The sequence below is a fragment of the Actinacidiphila sp. bgisy144 genome, from assembly GCF_057708105.1.
The window spans coordinates 306,610-328,487 of the sequence record NZ_JBYIRM010000003.1 but is presented as its reverse complement, the minus strand read 5'-3'; the positions used below and the strand labels follow the sequence as shown (position 1 = coordinate 328,487).

Genomic DNA, 21,878 nt, shown 5'->3' with positions numbered 1-21,878 from the left:
GCCCCGGCCCGACCGGTCCCGGCCCGCACCCCTCGGGGCGGGCTCACCCCAGAACTCAGCTGAAACGTCATTGTGCAAGGAGCGCACCGTGTCCAACGAAGACAAGCTTCGCAGTTACCTCAAGCGAGCCATCGCGGACGCCCAGGACGCCCGCGGCCGGCTGCGCGAGGTGCAGGAGCAGGCGGCGGAGCCGGTCGCCATCGTGGGCATGGGGTGCCGTTTCCCGGGCGGTGTGAGCAGCCCGGAGGAGTTTTGGCAGCTGCTGTCCTCCGGCGGTGACGCGGTGGGCGGCTTCCCCACCGACCGCGGCTGGGACCTGGAGGGCATCTACGACCCCGACGGCGAGCGCGAGGGCACCTCGTACGTCGCCCAGGGCGCGTTCCTCAAGGGCGTGGCCGACTTCGACCCGGCCTTCTTCGGGATCAGTCCGCGTGAGGCGCTGGCGATGGACCCGCAGCAGCGCCTCCTGCTGGAGACGGCCTGGGAGACGCTGGAGCGCGCGGGCATCGACCCGTCGACCCTGAAGGAGAGCTCGACCGGTGTCTTCGCCGGCGGCTTCGCCTCCGGGTACGGCATCGGCCTCTCCTGGGCGGCCGGGCCGGAGGGCTCGGGTGTCGAGGGCCACCTGATGACGGGCAACGCCACCAGTGTGCTGTCCGGCCGGGTGTCCTACGTCCTGGGTCTGGAGGGGCCCGCGGTGACGGTGGACACGGCGTGCTCGTCGTCGCTGGTGGCGCTCCATCTGGCGGTGCAGGCGCTGCGGTTGGGCGAGTGCTCGCTCGCGCTGGCCGGCGGCGTCACCGTGCTGGTGTCGCCCGGCACGTTCGTGGAGTTCTCCCGGCAGCAGGGGCTGTCGGCGGACGGCCGCTGCCGTGCGTTCTCCGAGGACGCGGACGGCACCGGCTGGGCCGAGGGCGTCGGCATGCTCGCCGTCGAGCGGCTGTCCGACGCCCGCCGCAACGGCCACAAGGTCCTTGCGGTGCTGCGGGGTTCGGCGGTCAACCAGGACGGCGCGTCCAACGGCCTGTCGGCACCGAACGGGCCCTCGCAGCAGCGGGTGATCCGCGCCGCGCTGGCCAACGCACGGCTGTCGGCCGCGGATGTCGACGTGGTCGAGGCGCATGGCACGGGCACCACGCTGGGCGACCCGATCGAGGCGCAGGCGCTACTGGCCACCTACGGCCAGGACCGCCCCGAGGACCGCCCGGTGTGGCTGGGCGCGGTGAAGTCCAACATCGGCCACACCCAGGCCGCCGCCGGTGTCGCCGGCGTCATCAAGATGGTGCTGGCCCTCCAGCACGAGCAGCTTCCGCAGACCCTGCACGCGAGCGAGCCGACATCGCACGTCGACTGGTCCGCGGGTGAAGTGCGGCTGCTGGACGAGTCCGTGGCGTGGCCGACCGGGGAGCGCCCGCGTCGGGCGGGCGTGTCGGCGTTCGGGATCAGCGGGACGAACGCGCACGTCATCCTGGAGGAGGCCCCCGCCGAGGAACCCGCCGTGGACGGCGAGGAGCCGGACACCGGTGCGGCGCCCGCCGCGACTCCCGTGCTCTCCGGTGCCGGGGCGTGGCTGCTGTCCGGCCGTACCGCGGACGGGTTGGTGGCGCAGGCGGGTCGTCTTCGGGAGTGGGTGGCGGCTCGTCCGGTGGTGGAGCCGGCGGATGTGGCGTGGTCGTTGGCGGCGACGCGTACGGCGTTCGAGCACCGTGCGGTCGTGTTCGGCGGCGATCGTGGGGAGTTGCTGGCGGGGGTGCAGGGGCTGGCTGCGGGTGTGTCGTCGGCTTCGGTGGTTGCCGGGGTGGCGCGGGCTGATGCCCGGGTGGGGTTGGTCTTTGCGGGTCAGGGTGCGCAGTGGGCGGGGATGGGCCGGGAGTTGTATGGGTCCAGTCCGGTGTTCGCCGAGGTCTTCGACCGGGTGTGCGGGCTGTTGGAACTGGAGTTGGGCGCGGCGGTTCCCGTGCGGGATGTCGTGCTGGGCGTTGAGGGTGTGGACGCGGGTCTGGCGGACCAGACGTTGTATGCGCAGACGGGGTTGTTCGCGTTCGAGGTGGCGTTGGCTGCGGTGTTGGAGGCTGCGGGGGTGCGGCCGGATGCGGTGGTGGGGCATTCGGTGGGTGAGGTGGCTGCTGCCTACGTCGCCGGGGTGCTGTCGCTGCCGGACGCGGCCAAGTTGGTGGCGGTACGTGCCCGGTTGATGCAGGAGTTGCCGTCGGGTGGGGCGATGGCGTCGATCAAGGCGCCGGAGGCGGAGGTTGTGGCCTCCTTCGCCGAGGTGACCGGTGAGGTCGCGGTCGCGGCGGTGAACGGTCCGGATTCGGTCGTGGTGTCGGGTGTGGTGGAAGCGGTGGACGCGCTGGTGGAGTTGTGGCGCGAGCGCGGGCATCGGGTGCGGCCGTTGCGCGTGTCGCATGCGTTCCACTCGCCGGCGATGGACCCGGTGTTGGCGGAGCTTGAAGCGGTCGCCGATGGGATGAGGTTCAGTCGTCCGGAGGTGATGTGGGCGGGTGCTCTGACGGGTGAGTTGGTGTCGGAGCCGGAGGCTGGTTACTGGCCTGGGCAGGTGCGGCAGGCGGTGCGTTTCGCCGACGCCGTCGCGGCCCTTGCCAGGGAAGGCGTCTCCGTCTTCCTGGAGGTCGGCCCGGACGGTTCGTTGTCTTCCCTCGGCCCTGACGCTGTGGCCGTCGTGGAGGGTGTGGAGCCTGCGTTCGTGCCGCTCCAGCGTCGTACCGATGAGGGCGTGACCGGCCTGGAGGTCGGGTTGGCCCGTGCGTTCGTCGAGGGTGCTCCGGTGGACTGGAAGCGGGTGCTTCCGCAGGGCGAGGCGGTGGAGCTGCCGACGTATGCCTTCCGCCACCAGCGGTTCTGGCCCGAGGGCGTCGTCTCCCTCGCGCCGCCCGCAGCCGGGGGCGGCGCCGACAGGATCGTGGCCAGCACCGAGGCGGAGGCCGAGTTCTGGGCCGCCGTCGAAGGGGAGGACCTCGCCCGTCTCACCGAGACCCTCGACGTCGACGGCGCCCTCTCCTTCCGGGAGGTGCTGCCGGCCCTGGCGTCCTGGCGGCGCCGCGAGCTGGACCGGTCGCTGACCGCGAACTGGCGTTACCGCACCTCGTGGACGGCTGTCCCGGAACCCGACGCGGCGGTGTTGTCGGGCACGTGGCTGCTCGTGGTGCCGGCCGGCGCCGAGGGCGAGGCGCGGCAGCGGTGCGCCGACGCGCTGGCGGCCCGCGGTGCCGAGGCCGTGGTGGTCGAGGTGCCGTCCGGCACCGTGAACCGCGCTGAACTGACCCTGCTGCTCCGTGAGATGGCTGGTTCGGCGGAGGTCGCCGGGGTGCTGTCGCTGCTCGCGCTGGACGAGGCGCCGCTGCCGGACCGCCCGGCCGTGACCGCCGGACTGGCGGCGACGCTGGCCCTGGTGCAAGGCCTCGGGGACGCGGGCATCGAGGCGCCGCTGTGGCTTGCCACTTCTGGTGCGGTGGCGGCGGGTCCGGGTGAGGTGCTGGCGCATCCGGTGCAGGCGCAGGTGTGGGGTCTGGGCCGGGTCGTGGCTCTGGAACACCCGGACCGCTGGGGCGGGTTGGTGGACCTGCCGGAGTCGCTGGACGAGCGTGCCGCCGCACGGCTGGCCGGTGTATTGGCCGGCTGCGACGAGAACGAGATGGCCTTCCGGCCCGCGGGACTCCTCGCCCGCCGGCTCGCGCGCGTGACACGGCGTACCGCGGGCGAGGACCGTACGGCCCTCGGCACCACGCTGATCACCGGCGGTACGGGTGCGATCGCCGGACACGTGGCGCGCCGCCTCGCCGGCCGGGGTGCCGAACGGCTGGTGCTGACAAGCCGTTCCGGCGCTTCGGCGCAGGGCGCCGCCGCTCTCGCCGCCGAACTGGCGCAGGCCGGTTCCGCGGTGGAGGTCGTCGCGTGTGACGTGGCCGAACGGGCTCCGCTGGCCGCCCTGTTGGACCGGATCGACGCGACCGGCCCGCGGCTCGCGTCCGTACTGCACACCGCCGCCGTCCTGGACGACGGGATGCTGGACGGCCTCGACGCGTCCCGCCTGGAGACGGTGCTGCGGGTGAAGGCCCAAGGGGCCGCCCTGCTCGACGAGTTGACCGCCGACCGCGACCTGGAGAGCTTCGTGCTGTTCTCCGCGGCCGCCGCCACGCTCGGCGGACCCGGCCAGGGCAGCTACGCGGCAGCCAACGCCTACCTCGACGCGCTGGCGGAGCACCGCCGCTCCCGCGGCCTGGCCGGCCTGGCCGTGGCCTGGGGGCCCTGGAGCGGCGGCGGCCTCGCGGAGACCGGAGAGGCGGCCCGCGCGCGGATGCGCCAGATGCCGCTGCCCCCGATGGACCCGCAGCTCGCGGCCCGCGCCCTGGACGAGGCGATGGCGGGCTCCGACGCCACGCTGACCGTCATGGACGTCGACTGGGACCGGCTGGGGTCCGACGCGGGCGCCGCCGGCGTGCTGGGACGGCCGCTGCTCCGCGACCTGCCCGACGCCCGCCGCCTGCTCGCGGCCGCGGAGAACACGCTCACCGTGGTCCACGCCGAGGGCGAACTCGCCCGGCGGCTCGCCGGGATGGGCCGCTCCGAGCAGGAACGCGTCCTGACGGACCTCGTACGCGGCGAGGCGGCCGTCGTGCTCGGGCACACCTCGGCCGACGCGGTCGAGGACCGGCGCGCCTTCAAGGACCTCGGCTTCGACTCGCTCACTTCGGTCGAGCTGCGCAACCGCCTCAACGCCGCGACCGGTCTGCGGCTGCCCGCCACCCTCGTCTTCGACTACCCGACCCCCCAGGCGCTCGCCGCCTTCCTACGAGGCGAACTGACCGGCCGCCAGGGCGCTTCCGCCCCCGTGGTCACCGTGGCCGCGGTCGCCGTGGACGAGCCGGTGGCGATCGTCGGCATGGCCTGCCGCTTCCCCGGCGGCGCCGGAACCCCCGAGCAGTTCTGGGACTTCCTCACCTCCGGCGGCGACGCGGTGGGCGCCTTCCCGACCGACCGCGGCTGGGACCTGGAAGGCGTCTTCGACCCGGACGGCGAACGCGAGGGCACCTCCTACGTCGCCCAGGGCGCGTTCCTGCGCGAAGTGGCCGACTTCGACGCCGACTTCTTCGGGATCAGCCCGCGCGAGGCGCTGGCGATGGACCCGCAGCAGCGGCTCATGCTCGAGACGTCCTGGGAGGCGCTGGAGCGGGCCGGGATCGACCCGGCGACCCTGCGGGAGAGCGCCACCGGTGTCTTCGCCGGCGGCTTCACCTCCGGTTACAGCTTCGGGCTGGCGCTGGCCAACCAGGGCGACTCCGGCTCCGAGGGGCACTCGCTCACCGGCAACGCCACCAGTGTGCTCTCCGGCCGGGTCTCCTACGCCCTCGGCCTCGAGGGCCCCGCCATGACCATCGACACCGCCTGCTCCTCCTCCCTGGTCGCGCTCCACCTGGCCATCCAGGCGCTGCGCTCCGGCGAGTGCACGCTCGCCCTGGCCGGCGGCGCCACCGTGATGGCCACCCCGGGCACCTTCATCGACTTCTCCCGCCAGCAGGGGCTTTCGGCCGACGGCCGCTGCCGCGCCTTCTCCGAGGACGCGGACGGCACCGGCTGGGCCGAGGGCGCCGGCATCCTCGTGGTCGAGCGGCTGTCGGACGCCCGGCGCAACGGGCACGAGGTCCTCGCGGTGGTGCGGGGTTCGGCGGTCAACCAGGACGGCGCGTCCAACGGCCTCACGGCGCCCAACGGCCCCTCGCAGCAGCGCGTCATCCGGGCGGCCCTCGCGAGCGCCGGGCTGACCGCCGCCGACGTGGACGTCGTCGAGGCACACGGCACCGGCACCAAGCTCGGCGACCCGATCGAGGCCGGCGCGCTGCTGGCGACCTACGGCCAGGAGCGGACCGCGGACCGGCCGCTGTGGCTGGGCTCGGTGAAGTCCAACATCGGCCACACACAGGCCGCGGCGGGCGTCGCGGGCATCATCAAGATGGTGCTGGCCCTCCGGCACGAGCAGCTGCCGCAGACCCTCCACGCCGACGAGCCGTCCTCGCACGTCGACTGGACGGCCGGCGCGGTCCGGCTGCTGAGCGAGCCGGTGGCATGGCCGACCGGTGAGCAGCCGCGCCGGGCCGCTGTGTCCTCGTTCGGGATGAGCGGGACGAACGCGCACGTCATCCTGGAGGAGGCCCCGGCGCCGGAGCCCGAGGAGGCCGAGGCGGCCGCTTCGGAGCCTGACGGCACGGCGGGCGAGCTGCCGGTGCTGTCGGGCGACGGTGCCGGTGCCGGTGCGTGGCTGGTGTCGGGCCGTTCGGCAGCGGGCCTGGCGGGGCAGGCGGAGCGGTTGCGGGAGTGGGTCGACGGTCGTCCGGGCCTCGAACCGGCGGATGTGGCGTGGTCGTTGGCCGCCACCCGTTCCGCCTTCGAGCACCGGGCCGTGGTCGTGGGTGGTGACCGGACCGCGCTGCTGAGCGGCTTGGAGAGCCTTGCCGCGGGTGTCCCGGCAGGCGCGGTCGCCTCTGGCCGGGCCCGTTCGGCGGCGCGTCCGGTGTTCGCGTTCGCGGGTCAGGGGTCGCAGTGGGTGGGGATGGGGCGTGAACTGGCGTCGGTGTCGCCGGTGTTCGCGGCGCGCCTTGCGGAGTGTGCGGCGGCGTTGGCGCCGTATGTGGAGTGGTCGCTCGATGAGGTGTTGGCGGGTGCGGAAGGTGCCCCGGCGTTGGAGGCGGCTGATGTGGTGCAGCCGGCGTTGTGGGCGGTGATGGTGTCGCTGGCCGCGGTCTGGGAGGCGGCTGGTGTCGTGCCCGAGGCGGTGGTGGGTCACTCGCAGGGTGAGATCGCGGCGGCGACGGTGGCGGGGATGCTGTCGTTGGAGGATGGCGCGCGGGTGGTGGCGTTGCGGTCGCAGTCGCTGAAGGTGTTGGCGGGTGCGGGCGGGATGCTGTCGGTCAGCAAGTCCGCGCCTGAGGTTGAGGAGCGGTTGGCCCGATTCGGGGACACTGTCGCGCTGGCGGCGGTCAATGGGCCCTCGGCGGTGGTGGTGTCGGGTGAGCCCGCAGCCCTGGAGGAGTTGAAGGCGGAGTTCGAGGCCGAGGGTGTCCGGGCGCGGATGGTGGCGGTGGACTACGCCTCCCACTCGGCGCAGGTGGACCGCCTGGAGGACGAGATCACGTCCGTCCTGGCGGGCGTCAACCCCCGTCGCGGCCGGGTCCCCATGGTGTCCGCGATGACCGGCGAGACCCTGACCGGTGAGGAGCTGGATGCCGGGTACTGGTTCCGCAGTCTCCGGGCGACGGTCCACTTCGACCGTGCGGTGCGGACATTGGCGGACCACGGCCATCAGCTCTTCGTCGAGGTGACCCCGCACCCGGTCCTGATGGGTGCCATGAACGACACCCTGGAAGAGGTCGCGCGGGAAGCGGGCCCGGGCGTGGTGCCGGGTGCGGTGTGCGGGACGCTGCGGCGGGACGAGGGCGGCGCCGTACGGCTGCTGACCTCGCTGGCCGAGGCGTACGTCCACGGCGCCGGTGTGGACTGGGAGTCCGTGCTCGCCGCGGGGAAGCGGGTCGAGCTGCCGACGTACGCCTTCCAGCACGAGCGCTTCTGGCCGCAGGGGACGCTGTCCCTGGCGATGTTCACCTCCGGCGGGGACGCGGCGTCCCTGGGCCTGGGCGCGGTGGGCCACCCGCTGCTGGGCGCGGCGGTCGAACTGGCCGGTGGCGCCGGGCTGTTGTGCACGGGCCGGATCTCGCTGCGGACGCACCCGTGGCTGGCCGACCACGCCGTGGGCGGCATGGTGCTGCTGCCCGGCACCGGCTTCGTGGAGCTGGCCGTACGCGCCGGCGACCAGGTGGGCTGCGGGGTGCTGGAGGAGCTGACGCTCCAGGCGCCGCTGGTGCTGCCGGCCGATGGCGGGGTGCGGGTGCAGGTGGTGCTCGCCGAGGCGGACGCCGAGGGCCGCCGTACGGTCGAGGTCTTCTCCCGGCCCGACACCGCCGACTCCGCGGACCCCGCGCAGATCTGGACGCAGCACGCGAGCGGTTCGCTCGCACCCGTCGGCGCGGGCCCGGTGGACGCCGGGACGGCGGACGACTTCGCCATGTGGCCGCCTTCGGGCGCCGTCGCGCTCGACGTCGACGGCCTCTACACCGAGCTGCTGGCCGACGTGTACGGTCCCGCGTTCCACGGCCTGCGGGCCGCCTGGCGGCGCGGCGAGGACGTCTTCGCCGAGGTGGCGCTGCCCGAGGACGCGGCGCGGGACGCGGCCGCGTTCGGCATCCACCCGGCGCTGCTCGACGCGGCCCTGCACGCCTCGCTCCTGCCGGGCTCGCCCATGCCCGGCGGGGCGGAGGACGCCGCCGGGCAGCCGGGCGGGGTCCGGATGCCGTTCGCCTGGACGGGCGTCGAACTCCACGCGACCGGCGCCTCGGTGCTGCGGGCCCGGCTGCGCCAGGGCCCCACGGGCGGACTGGAACTGACCGCCGCGGACCCCCAGGGGGCCCCGGTCGTCACCGTGCAGTCGCTCGTCAGCCGCCCGGTCGCCGCCGACCAGCTCCAGGACGCCGGCCACCCCGCCGGCGACACCCTGTTCGTCGAGGAGTGGGTGCCGCTGACCGAGGGCCCCGCCGTGGACGGCGAGTGGGTGCTCGTCGGCGACGACCGCTTCGACGTGGTCGGGGAACTGCGCACGGCGGGCGTCCCCGTACGGGGCTTCGCCGCCGTCGCCGAGGTGGCCGCCGCGGTGGAGGCGGGCGATGTCGCGCCGCAGCTGGTGCTGGTGTGCGTCGACGGCACCCCGACCGGCGCCGGCACGGTGCCGGACACGACCCGGCGACTGACCGGCGAGGTCCTGGAACTGGCCCAGGAGTGGCTGGCCGCGCCGCGCCTGGAGTCCGTGCCGCTGGCCGTGGTGACCCGCGGCGCCGTGGCCGCCGCGGACGGCGCACCCGTGGTGGACCTCGCGGCGGCCGCGGCACGCGGCCTGCTGTCCTCGGCGCAGTCGGAGAACCCCGGCCGGCTGCTCCTGGTGGACCTGCCCGCCGACGAGGACGCCCCCACCGGTCAACTCGCCGCCCTGCCGCGGTTCCTCGCCACCGGCGAGCCCGAGCTGACCCTCCGCGGCCGGACCGCGTACGGGCGCCGGCTGAACCGTCCGTCTGGTGCCGGGACAGCGGTTGAACAAGCCGCTGACCTCGCCGATCACGCCGATCACGCCGACCTTGCCGACAGCGGCCCGCGCACCCTGCTGGTGACCGGCGGCACCGGCACCCTCGGCGGCCTGGTGGCCCGTCACATGGTGGTCACCGGGCGGGCCCGCGCGGTGGTGCTGACCAGCCGGTCGGGACCGGCGGCCGCGGGCGTCGCGGTGCTGGCCGCGGAACTGGCCGCCCTCGGCGCGCGGGTCAGCGTCGTGGCGTGCGACGTGGCGGACCGCGACGCGCTGGCCGCGCTGCTGGCGGGCATCCCCGCCGACTGCCCGCTGGGCTCGGTCGTCCACGCCGCCGGCATCATCGACGACGGCGTGATCGGCACCCTCACCCCGCAGCGGCTGGCCGCGGTGCTGCGGCCGAAGGCGGACGCCGCCTGGCACCTGCACGAACTCACCCGGGACAGCGACCTGGAGCACTTCGTCCTGTTCTCCTCGGCCGCCGCCCCGCTCGGCGCCCCCGGACAGGGCAACTACGTCGCCGCCAACGCCTTCCTGGACGCTCTGGCCCGGCACCGCCGGGCCGCCGGCCTGGCCGGACTCTCCCTGGCGTGGGGCCCGTGGGTGCACGAAGCGGGTATCGGCCGCGACCTGGGCGAGCAACTCCTCTCCCGCATCACCCGCTCCGGACTCACCGCCCTCGGTGCCGACGAGGGCCTGGCCGTCCTGGACACCGCGCTGGAGCGCAGCGCGACCCGCGGCGAGGGCGCCCTCGTGCCGGCCCGGCTCGACGTCGCCGGCCTGCGCGCGCAGGCCGCGCGCAGCGGTGAGGTCCCGCCGCTGTGGCGGCGGCTGGCCGGCACCCCCGGGCGCCGCACCGCCGCCGCGGCGGCCGGCGGCACCGACGCCGCGCAGGCGCTGCGCCGCCGGCTCGCCGGCCGCACCGGCCAGGAACGCGACCGGATGCTGCTGGAACTGGTGCGCACGCTGGTCGCCGCGGTGCTCGGCCACGCCTCCGTCGACGCGGTCGAGCCCGCGCGGGCCTTCACCGACCTCGGCTTCGACTCGCTCACCGGGGTCGAACTGCGCAACCGGCTGCGGACCGAGACCGGTCTGCGGCTGCCCGCCACCCTCGTCTTCGACTACCCGACGCCCGTGGCCCTGGCCGCGCTGCTCGGCGACGAACTCGCGGGCGAGGTGCCCGCCGCGGCCGGACCCGCGCTGCCCTCCGGCACGGCGGTCGACGAGCCGATCGCCGTCGTCGGCATGGCCTGCCGCTTCCCGGGCGGCGCCACCGGCCCCGAGGAGCTGTGGGAGCTGCTGGCCGGCGGCACCGACGCGATCGGGACCTTCCCGGCCGACCGCGGCTGGGACCTCGACGCGGTCTACCACCCGGACATGGGCCACCCCGGCACCTCCTACACCTGCGAGGGCGGCTTCGTCCTGGACGCCGGCGCCTTCGACCCGGCCTTCTTCGGAATCAGCCCGCGTGAGGCACTGGCCATGGACCCGCAGCAGCGGCTGCTGCTCGCGACGTCCTGGGAGGCATTCGAACGGGCCGGCATCGACCCGGCGACCCTGCGCGGCAGCCAGACCGGCGCCTTCGTCGGCGGCTACGGCTCCGGCTACGCAGAGGCCAGCCTCGAGAGCGCCACGGACTTCGACGGCGTCGACGGGCACCTGGCGACGGGCAACGCGACCAGCGTGCTGTCCGGCCGCCTCTCCTACACCCTCGGCCTCGAAGGCCCCGCGGTGACCATGGACACGGCGTGCTCCTCGTCCCTGGTGGCGCTGCACCTGGCCGCGCAGGCCCTGCGCTCCGGCGAGTGCACGCTCTCCCTGGCCGGCGGCGCCACCGTGATGGCCACCCCCGACGCCTTCGTGGGCTTCTCCCAGGCCCGCGGCCTGGCGGCCGACGGGCGCTCCAAGGCGTTCGGCGCCGGCGCCGACGGCATGGGCATGGCCGAAGGCGTCGGCATGCTCGTCCTGGAGCGACTGTCGGACGCCCGGCGCAACGGCCACAAGGTCCTTGCCGTGGTGCGGGGTTCGGCGATCAACCAGGACGGCGCGTCCAACGGCCTGACGGCGCCCAACGGCCCCTCGCAGCAGCGCGTGATCCGCGCCGCGCTGGCCAGCGCGCGGCTGTCGGCCGCCGACGTGGACGTGGTGGAGGCCCACGGCACCGGCACCCGGCTCGGCGACCCCATCGAGGCGCAGGCGCTGCTGGCCACCTACGGCCAGGACCGTCCCGCGGACCGCCCGGTGCTGCTGGGTTCGGTGAAGTCCAACATCGGCCACACGCAGGCCGCGGCCGGTGTCGCCGGCGTGATCAAGATGGTGCTGGCGCTCCAGCACGAGCAGCTCCCGCAGACCCTCTACGCCGACGAGCCCTCCCCGCACATCGACTGGTCCGCGGGACAGGTGCGCCTGCTGACCGAGTCCGTGCCGTGGCCCGCCGGCGAGCGGCCGCGCCGGGCCGGTGTGTCCTCCTTCGGCATGAGCGGCACCAACGCCCACGTCATCCTCGAGGAGGCACCCGCCGCCGACGCCGCCCCCGAACCCCCACGGACGCGGACCGCGCCCCCGCTGGTGTCCGGTGCCGACGCGTGGCTGGTGTCGGGCCGGTCCGCGGAGGCGCTGGTGGCGCAGGCCGGGCGGCTGCGGGAGTGGGTGGCCGGGCGTCCGGGTCTTGAGCCGGCGGATGTGGCGTGGTCGTTGGCGGTGACGCGTTCGGCTTTCGAGCACCGGGCGGTGGTGGTCGGTGGTGACCGGGCCGCGTTGGTGGGCGGGTTGGAGAGTTTGGCGGCGGGTGTGCCGTCGGGTGCGGTGGTGTCAGGTACGGCGCGTGCCGTGGGGCGTCCGGTGTTCGTCTTCCCGGGTCAGGGGTCGCAGTGGGTGGGGATGGGCCGTGAACTGGCGGGTGTGTCCCCGGTGTTCGCGGCTCGGCTGGCGGAGTGTGCGGCGGCGTTGGCGCCGTATGTGGAGTGGTCGCTGCACGATGTGCTGGCGGGTGCGGAAGGCGCCCCGGCACTTGAGGCCGCCGATGTGGTGCAGCCGGCGTTGTGGGCGGTGATGGTGTCGCTGGCCGCGGTCTGGGAAGCGGCCGGTGTCGCGCCCGAGGCGGTGGTGGGTCACTCGCAGGGTGAGATCGCGGCGGCGACGGTGGCGGGGATGCTGTCGTTGGAGGACGGCGCGCGTGTGGTGGCGTTGCGGTCGCAGTCGCTGAAGGTGTTGGCGGGTGCGGGCGGGATGCTGTCGGTCAGCAAGTCCGCGCCTGAGGTTGAGGAGCGGTTGGCCCGGTTCGGGGACACCGTGGCTCTGGCGGCGGTCAATGGTCCGTCGGCGGTGGTGGTGTCGGGTGAGCCGGGTGCGTTGGAGGAGTTGAAGGCGGAGTTCGAGGCCGAGGGCACCCGGGCGCGGATGGTGGCGGTGGACTACGCCTCCCATTCGGCTCAGGTGGATCGCCTGGAGGCGGAGATCACGTCGGTCCTGGCGGGGATCAGTCCGCGTCGGGGCCGGGTCCCGATGGTGTCGGCGATGACCGGCGAGACCCTGACGGGTGAGGAGTTGGACGCCGGCTACTGGTTCCGGAGTCTTCGGGCGACGGTGCACTTCGACCGTGCGGTGCGGATTCTGGCGGGTGAGGGTCAGCGGGTCTTCGTGGAGGTGTCGCCGCATCCGGTGTTGTTGAGTGCGATGACGGAGTCGTTGGAGGAGGTTGCCCAGGAGGCGGGTCCGGGTGCGGTGCCAGGTGCGCTGTGTGGGACGTTGCGCCGGGACGACGGTGGTGCGGGGCGGGTGCTGACGTCGCTGGCCGAGGCGTACGTCCACGGCGCCCCAGTGGACTGGACGGCCGTCCTGCCCGTGGCCGGGACGGTCGAGCTGCCGACGTACGCCTTCCGGAACCGGCGGTTCTGGCCCGACAGCCTTCCCGTCGCGGAAGCGGGCCCGAAGTCGACGGGGAGCGACGCGAGTTCCGCGGTGGAGGCCGAGTTCTGGGCCGCCGTCGAGGGCGGGGACCTCAACCTGCTCGACGAGACGCTGGTACTCGACGGCGGCCGTCCGATCAGCGAGGTGCTGCCGGCCCTGGCGTCCTGGCGGCGCCGTGAACTGGACCGTACGGTGGCCGCCGGCTGGCGCTACCGCACCGGATGGACCCCCGTCGCTGAGCCCGATGCGGCGGTGTTGTCGGGCACGTGGCTGCTCGTGGTGCCGGCCGGCGTCGAGGGCGAGGTGCGGCAGCGGTGCGCCGACGCGCTGGCGGCCCGCGGCGCGCAGGTCGAGGTGGTCGAGGTGCCGTCCGGGGTCGTGGAGCGTGCCGAACTGGCGGCGCTGCTGGGCGAGATGGCTGGTTCGGCGGAGGTCGCCGGGGTGCTGTCGCTGTTGGCGTTGGACGAGGCGCCGTTGGCGGAGTTCCCGGCGGTGAGCGCCGGGCTGGCGGCGACGTTGGGGTTGGTGCAGGGGCTCGGTGATGCCGGGGTCGGGGCGCCGTTGTGGGTGGCGACGTGCGGTGCGGTGGCGGCCGGTCCGGGTGAGGTGCTGGCCCACCCGGTGCAGGCGCAGGTGTGGGGTCTGGGTCGGGTGGTCGGTATGGAGCATCCGGAGCGGTGGGGTGGGTTGGTGGACCTGCCGGTGGAGTTGGGTGATCGGGCGGGTGTGCGGCTGGCGGGGGTGCTGGCCGGTTGTGACGAGAACGAGGTGGCCATCCGTACGGCCGGCGTCCTGGGCCGGCGGATGTCGCGGGTGCCGCGGCGCGAGACCCGTACCCCCTGGACACCGCGCGGGACCGCGCTGATCACCGGCGGCACCGGCGCGATCGCCGGACACGTCGCGCGCTGGCTCGCCGACCGGGGCGCCGAACGCCTCGTCCTGGCGGGCCGTTCCGGCCCGGCCGCCGAGGGGATCGCGGCACGCGCCGCCGAACTGGCCGCCGCCGGCACCCGGGTCGACGTCGTGTCCTGCGACGTGAGCGACCGGCTGCCGCTGTCCGGGCTGCTGGAGTGGACCGGGCGCAGCGGCCCCGCGCTCTCCGCCGTCCTGCACACCGCCGCCGTCCTGGACGACGGGATGCTGGACGGCATGCGGCCGGCGCGGCTCCAGACCGCACTGGAGGTGAAGGCACACGGCGCGGCGCTGCTGGACGAGCTCACCGCCGACCTGGACCTGGACGCCTTCGTCCTGTTCTCCTCCGCCGCCTCCACCCTGGGCTCCGCGGGCCAGGGCAACTACGCTGCGGCGAACGCGTACTTGGACGCGCTGGCGGAGCACCGCCGCTCCCGCGGGCGCGCCGGTCTCTCGGTCGCGTGGGGCCTGTGGGGCGGTGCCGGGCTGGCGCAGTCCAACGAGGCGATCCGCTCCCGTATGCGCCGGCTCCCCATGCCGCCGATGGACCCGCAGCTCGCCGTCCGCGCACTGGCCGAGTCGCTGGCGGGCCCCGAGCCCGTCGTGACCGTCATGGACGTCGACTGGCAGCAACTGGCCGCCGGCTCCGGCGCCGTCGACCTGGCCGACCAGCCGCTCGTGCGCGACCTCCCGGAGGTCCGCGCGCTGGCCGCCGTCGGCCTGACCGCCGGCACCGCCCCGGCGGGCGGCGCCGAGGGCGAACTCGCCCGCCGCGTCACCGGACTGGCACCGGCCGAGCAGGAGCGCGTGCTGACGGACGTGGTCCGCGCCGAGGCCGCCGCCGTACTGGGGCACTCCGCGGCGGACGGCGTGCAGGCCCGGCAGGTCTTCCGCGACCTGGGCTTCGACTCGCTGACCGCGGTCGAGCTGCGCAACCGCCTCAACAAGGCCAGCGGACTGCGCCTGCCCGCCACCCTTGTCTTCGACTACCCGACCCCGGTGGAGCTGGCCGCCTTCCTGCGCGACGAACTGGTCGGCCGGCAACTGGACACGGCCGCTCCGGTGGCCGCCACGGTGGTTGCGGCGACCGAGGAGCCGTTGGCGATCGTGGGGATGGCGTGTCGTTTCCCGGGGGGTGCGGCATCCCCGGAGGAGTTCTGGGAGTTGTTGTCCTCTGGTGGGGACGCGGTGGGTGGGTTCCCGACGGATCGCGGTTGGGACTTGGAGGGCTTCTTCGACCCGGACGGCACGACCGCGGGCACGTCCGCCACGGAGTCGGGTGCGTTTTTGCGGGACGTGGCGGACTTCGACGCGGGCTTCTTCGGGATCAGTCCGCGTGAGGCGTTGGCGATGGACCCGCAGCAGCGGTTGCTGCTGGAGACGTCGTGGGAGGCGCTGGAGCGGGCGGGGATCGACCCGTCGTCGCTGCGGGGCAGCCAGACCGGCGTCTTCGCCGGCGGCTTCACCTCCAGCTACGGGCTCGGTGTCTCCGCGGTCGCCGGTGAAGAGGGCTCGGGCGTCGAGGGGCACCTCATGACGGGCAACGCCACCAGTGTGCTGTCGGGCCGGGTGTCGTATGTGCTGGGTTTGGAGGGGCCGGCGGTGACGGTGGACACGGCGTGTTCGTCGTCGCTGGTGGCGCTGCATCTGGCGGTGCAGGCGGTGCGGTCGGGTGAGTGTTCGATGGCGTTGGCCGGTGGTGTGACGGTGATGGCCATGCCGTTCTCGTTCGTGGAGTTCTCGCGGCAGCAGGGGTTGTCGGTGGATGGGCGGTGCCGGGCGTTCTCGGAGGATGCGAACGGCACGGGCTGGGCCGAGGGTGCGGGCATGCTGGTGGTGGAGCGGTTGTCGGATGCGCGGCGCAAGGGGCACAAGGTCCTTGCGGTGGTGCGGGGTTCGGCGGTCAACCAGGATGGTGCGTCGAACGGTCTGTCGGCGCCGAACGGTCCGTCGCAGCAGCGGGTGATTCGTGCGGCGTTGGCCAGTGCGCGGTTGTCGGCGGCTGATGTGGATGTGGTGGAGGCGCACGGCACCGGTACGACGTTGGGTGACCCGATCGAGGCGCAGGCGCTGCTGGCGACGTACGGGCAGGAGCGTGCCGGGGGTCGGCCCCTGTGGTTGGGCGCGGTGAAGTCGAACATCGGTCATACGCAGGCGGCTGCGGGTGTGGCAGGTGTGATCAAGATGGTGCTGGCGCTCCAGCACGAGGAGTTGCCGCGCACGCTGCACGTGGATGAACCGTCCTCGCATGTGGACTGGTCGGCGGGTGAAGTGCGTCTGCTCGGTGAGCCGGTGGCGTGGCCGGCGGGGGAGCGTCTGCGTCGGGCGGGTGTGTCGGCGTTCGGGATCAGCGGGACGAACGCGCACGTCATCCTGGAGGAAGCCCCCGCCGAGCAGGACACCGCCGGCAACACAGGGGCACCGGTCATCGCACCGGCAACCCCGGTGCTCTCCGCGGCTGGTGTGTGGCTGCTGTCGGGCCGTACCGCGGACGGGTTGGTGGCGCAGGCGGGTCGTCTTCGGGAGTGGGTGGCGGCTCGTCCGGCGGTGGAGCCGGCGGATGTGGCGTGGTCGTTGGCGGCGACGCGTACGGCGTTCGAGCACCGTGCGGTCGTGTTGGGCGCGGATCGTGGGGAGTTGCTGGCGGGGGTCCAGGGGCTGGCTGCGGGTGTGTCGTCGGCTTCGGTGGTTGCCGGGGTGGCGCGGGCGGATGCCCGGGTGGGGCTGGTCTTTGCGGGTCAGGGTGCGCAGTGGGCGGGGATGGGCCGGGAGTTGTACGCGTCCAGCCCGCTCTTCGCCGAGGTCTTCGACCGGGTGTGCGGGCTGTTGGAGTTGGAGCTCGGGGCTGATGTGCCGGTCCGGGATGTGGTCTTGGGCTCCGAGGGTGTGGACGCGGGTCTGGCGGATCAGACGTTGTACGCGCAGACGGGGTTGTTCGCGTTCGAGGTGGCGTTGGCTGCGGTGTTGGAGGCTGCGGGGGTGCGGCCGGATGCGGTGGTGGGGCACTCGGTGGGTGAGGTGGCTGCGGCGTATGTGGCCGGGGTGTTGTCGCTGCCGGACGCCTGCAAGCTCGTCGCGGTGCGGGCGCGGTTGATGCAGGAGTTGCCTTCGGGTGGGGCGATGGCGTCGATCAAGGCGCCGGAGGCGGAGGTTGTCGCTTCCTTCGCCGAGGTGACCGGTGAGGTCGCGGTCGCGGCGGTGAACGGTCCGGATTCGGTCGTGGTGTCGGGTGTGGTGGAAGCGGTGGACGCGCTGGTGGAGTTGTGGCGGGAGCGGGGTCGCCGGGTGCGGCCGTTGCGGGTGTCGCATGCGTTCCACTCGCCGGCGATGGACCCGGTGTTGGCGGAGCTTGAAGCGGTCGCGGATGGGATGAGGTTCAGTCGTCCGGAGGTGATGTGGGCGGGTGCTCTGACGGGTGAGTTGGTGTCGGAGCCGGAGGCTGGTTACTGGCCTGGGCAGGTGCGGCAGGCGGTGCGTTTCGCCGACGCGGTCGCGGCCCTTGCCAGGGAAGGGGTGTCGGTCTTCCTGGAGGTCGGTCCGGACGGTTCGTTGTCTTCTCTCGGTCCGGATGCTGTGGCCGTCGTGGAGGGTGTGGAGCCGGCGTTCGTGCCGCTCCAGCGTCGTACCGATGACGGCGTGACCGACCTCGCGACGGGCCTGGCCCGGGCGTTCGTCGAGGGTGCTCCGGTGGACTGGAAGCGGGTGCTGCCCGCCGCCACACCGGTGGAGCTGCCGACGTATGCCTTCCGCCACCAGCGGTTCTGGCCTGAGGGCGTGCTGCGCCTCGGGCCCCCGGCGGCCGCCGGCGGGGACGGCGCGAGCACCCCGGCCGAGGTGCAGTTCTGGGCGGCCGTGGAGGAGGGCGACCTTGCGCAGGTCGCCGACACCCTGGCGGTGGAGGACGAGGAGCAGCTTCGTACGCTCCTGCCGGCGTTGGCGTCGTGGCGGCGTCGCGAGTTGGACCGGTCGCTGACGGCGAACTGGCGTTATCGCACCTCGTGGACGGCTGTCTCGGAGCCCGATGCGGCGGTGTTGTCGGGTACGTGGCTGGTGGTAGTGCCGGCCGGCGTTGAGGGCGAGGTGCGGCAGCGGTGCGCGGACGCGCTGGCGGCCCGCGGTGCCGAGGCCGTGGTGGTCGAGGTGCCGTCCGGGGTCGTGGAGCGTGCCGAACTGGCGGCGCTGCTGGGCGAGATGGCGGGGACGTCGGAGGTCTCCGGGGTGCTGTCGCTGTTGGCGTTGGACGAGGCGCCGTTGGCGGAGTTCCCGGCGGTGAGCGCCGGTCTGGCGGCGACGTTGGGGTTGGTGCAGGGGCTCGGTGATGCCGGGGTCGGGGCGCCGTTGTGGGTGGCGACGTGCGGTGCGGTGGCGGCTGGTCCGGGTGAGGTGCTGGCCCGTCCGGTGCAGGCGCAGGTGTGGGGTCTGGGTCGGGTGGTCGGTATGGAGCATCCGGAGCGGTGGGGTGGGTTGGTGGACCTGCCGGTGGAGTTGGGTGATCGGGCGGGTGTGCGGCTGGCGGGGGTGCTGGCCGGTTGTGACGAGAACGAGGTGGCCATCCGTACGGCCGGCGTCCTGGGCCGTCGCCTGGGACGCGCCGCGCAGGTCCAGGGTGCCCCGGACCCGGCGCCCCTCGGCACCACGCTGATCACCGGCGGTACGGGTGCGATCGCCGGGCACGTCGCGCGCTGGCTGGCCGGCCGGGGTGCCGAACGGCTGGTGCTGACCAGCCGTTCGGGCGCTTCGGCGCAGGGCGCCGCCGCTCTCGCCGCCGAACTGGCGCAGGCCGGTTCCGCGGTGGAGGTCGTCGCGTGTGACGTGGCCGAACGGGCCCCGCTGGCCGCGCTGTTGGACCGGATCGACGCGACCGGCCCGGCGCTGGCGTCCGTTCTGCACACCGCCGCCGTCCTGGACGACGGCGTGCTGGACCGCCTCGACGCGTCCCGCCTGGAGACGGTGCTGCGGGTGAAGGCCCAAGGTGCCGCCCTGCTCGACGAGTTGACCGCCGACCGCGATCTCGACGCCTTCGTGCTGTTCTCCTCGATCGCCTCCACGCTGGGTGCCCCGGGCCAGGGCAACTACGCGGCCGCCAACGCGTACTTGGACGCGCTGGCGGAGCACCGCCGGTCCCGCGGGCTCGCCGCTCTCACCGTGGCGTGGGGTGCGTGGGCCGGTGGCGGCATGGCCGAGTCCAGCAGCACTGTGGAGGCACGGGTCAAGCGCGGCCCGATGCCCGCGATGGACCCGCGGCTGGCCGCCCGCGCGCTCGGCGAGGCGCTCCAGGGCCGGGATGCCGCGGTGACCGTGATGGACGTGGACTGGGCGCAGTTGGCGTCCGGTTCCGCCGCCGCGGAGACCCTGACCCGCCCGGTGATGCGCGACCTGCCCGAGGTGCGGCGCCTGGCCGCCGCCGGGGAGCTCACGGCCACCGCGGCCCGCCCGCAAGGGGCGCTGGCGCAGCGGCTGGCCGGGCTGGGCCGTCCCGAGCAGGAGCGCCTCCTCACGGAGGTGGTGCGCGGCGAGGTGGCGACCGTCCTCCAGTACGCCTCGGCCGCCGCGGTGGAGGAGCGGCGCGCCTTCAAGGACCTCGGCTTCGACTCGCTGACCGCCGTCGAGCTGCGCAACCGCCTCAACGCCGCCACCGGCCTGCGGCTGCCGTCCACCCTGGTCTTCGACTACCCCACCCCGATGGCACTGGCCGCCTTCCTGCGCGGTGAGCTGACCGGCGGGCAGGCGGACGCCGCGGCCCCGGTGACCACCGGCGTGGTGCTGCCAGCCGACGAGCCCATCGCCGTCGTCGGCATGGCCTGCCGCTTCCCCGGCGGCGCCGGGAGCCCGGAGGAGTTCTGGCGGCTGCTCGGCTCCGGCCAGGACGCCGTGGGGGCCTTCCCGACCGACCGCGGCTGGGACCTGGAGAGCCTCTACGACCCCGACGGCGAACGCGAGGGCACCTCGTACGTCGCCCAGGGCGCGTTCCTGCGCGACGCGGCCGACTTCGATGCCGACTTCTTCGGGATCAGTCCGCGTGAGGCGTTGGCGATGGACCCGCAGCAGCGGCTGCTGCTGGAGACGTCCTGGGAGGCGCTGGAGCGGGCCGGGATCGACCCGGCGACCCTGCGGGAGAGCGCCACCGGTGTGTTCACCGGCGGGTTCGCCTCCGGGTACGGGATCGGTCTGTCCATGGCGGGCGACGAGTCCGGCTCCGAAGGGCACGTCCTGACCGGCAACGCGACCAGCGTGCTGTCCGGCCGGGTGTCCTACGTACTGGGTCTGGAGGGCCCGGCCGTCACCGTGGACACGGCGTGCTCCTCGTCGCTCGTGGCGCTGCACATGGCCGCGCAGGCGCTGCGCTCCGGCGAGTGCACGCTGGCGCTCGCCGGTGGCGCCACGGTGATGACGCACCCGGGTACCTTCATCGACTTCTCCCGGCAGCAGGGGCTGTCCATGGACGGGCGGTGCCGCGCGTTCTCGGAGGACGCGGACGGCACCGGCTGGGCCGAGGGCGCCGGCATGCTGGTCGTGGAGCGGCTGTCGGACGCGCAACGCAACGGCCACGAGGTCCTCGCCGTGCTGCGCGGCTCCGCGATCAACCAGGACGGCGCGTCCAACGGCCTGACCGCCCCCAACGGTCCGTCGCAGCAGCGGGTGATCCGCGCCGCCCTCGCCAACGCCCGCCTGACCGCCGCCGACGTGGACGTGGTCGAGGCGCACGGCACCGGTACGACGCTGGGTGACCCGATCGAGGCGCAGGCGCTGCTGGCCACTTACGGGCAGGAGCGTCCCGAGGGGCGGCCGCTGTGGCTGGGCTCCGTCAAGTCCCACATCGGCCACACGCAGGCCGCGGCCGGTGTCGCCGGCGTGATCAAGATGGTGCTGGCGCTCCAGCACGAGCAGTTGCCGCAGACGCTGCACGCCGACGAGCCGTCCTCGCACGTCGACTGGACGGCGGGCGACATCCGGCTGCTGACCGAGGCCAGGCCCTGGCAGTCCGACGGCCGGGTGCGCCGGGCCGGTGTCTCGGCGTTCGGGATGAGCGGCACCAACGCGCACATCATCCTGGAGGAGGCCCCCGCCGCGCCGGACGCCGCCGAGCAGTCCGACGGCATGGCGGCTGACCCGGCCGCGCCGACGGCAGCGGTGGTGACCGGCGCCGGCGCCGGTGCGTGGCTGGTGTCGGGCCGGTCCGCGGAGGCGCTGGCCGCGCAGGCGGAGCGGCTGGGGGAGTGGGTCTCGGCCCGCCCCGAGCTGCAACCCGCGGATGTGGCGTGGTCGTTGGCGGTGACGCGTTCTGCTTTCGAGCACCGGGCGGTGGTGGTCGGTGGTGATCGGGCCGCGTTGGTGGGCGGGTTGGAGAGTTTGGCGGCGGGTGTGCCGTCGGGTGCGGTGGTGTCGGGTACGGCGCGTGCCGTGGGGCGTCCGGTGTTCGTCTTCCCGGGTCAGGGGTCGCAGTGGGTGGGGATGGGGCGTGAGCTGGCGTCGGTGTCGCCGGTGTTCGCGGCTCGGTTGGCGGAGTGTGCGGCGGCTTTGGCGCCGTATGTGGAGTGGTCGCTGCATGACGTGTTGGCGGGTGCGGAAGGTGCCCCGGCGTTGGAGGCGGCTGATGTGGTGCAGCCGGCGTTGTGGGCGGTGATGGTGTCGCTGGCCGCGGTGTGGGAGGCGGCTGGTGTCGCTCCTGAGGCGGTGGTGGGTCACTCGCAGGGTGAGATCGCGGCGGCGACGGTGGCGGGGATGCTGTCGTTGGAGGATGGCGCGCGGGTGGTGGCGTTGCGGTCGCAGTCGTTGAAGGTGTTGGCGGGTGCGGGCGGGATGCTGTCGGTGAGCAAGTCCGCGCCTGAGGTTGAGGAGCGGTTGGCCCGGTTCGGGGACACCGTGGCGTTGGCGGCCGTCAACGGTCCGTCCGCGGTGGTGGTGTCCGGTG

Annotated in this window: 1 protein-coding gene (running past one end of the window); it reads left to right on the top strand. The window is 74.2% G+C overall.

Annotated elements, in window-relative coordinates; all coding sequences use genetic code 11:
• The first annotated feature begins 88 nt into the window (after window positions 1–88).
• A protein-coding gene (locus AC3EVP_RS05715) for a type I polyketide synthase (RefSeq protein ID WP_435126789.1) crosses the window boundary here: on the top strand, window positions 89–21,878 show its 5' portion. Its footprint extends 14,564 nt past the window's final position; only the first 21,790 of its 36,354 coding nucleotides appear in the window; its start codon is at window positions 89–91; its stop codon lies beyond the right edge, outside the window.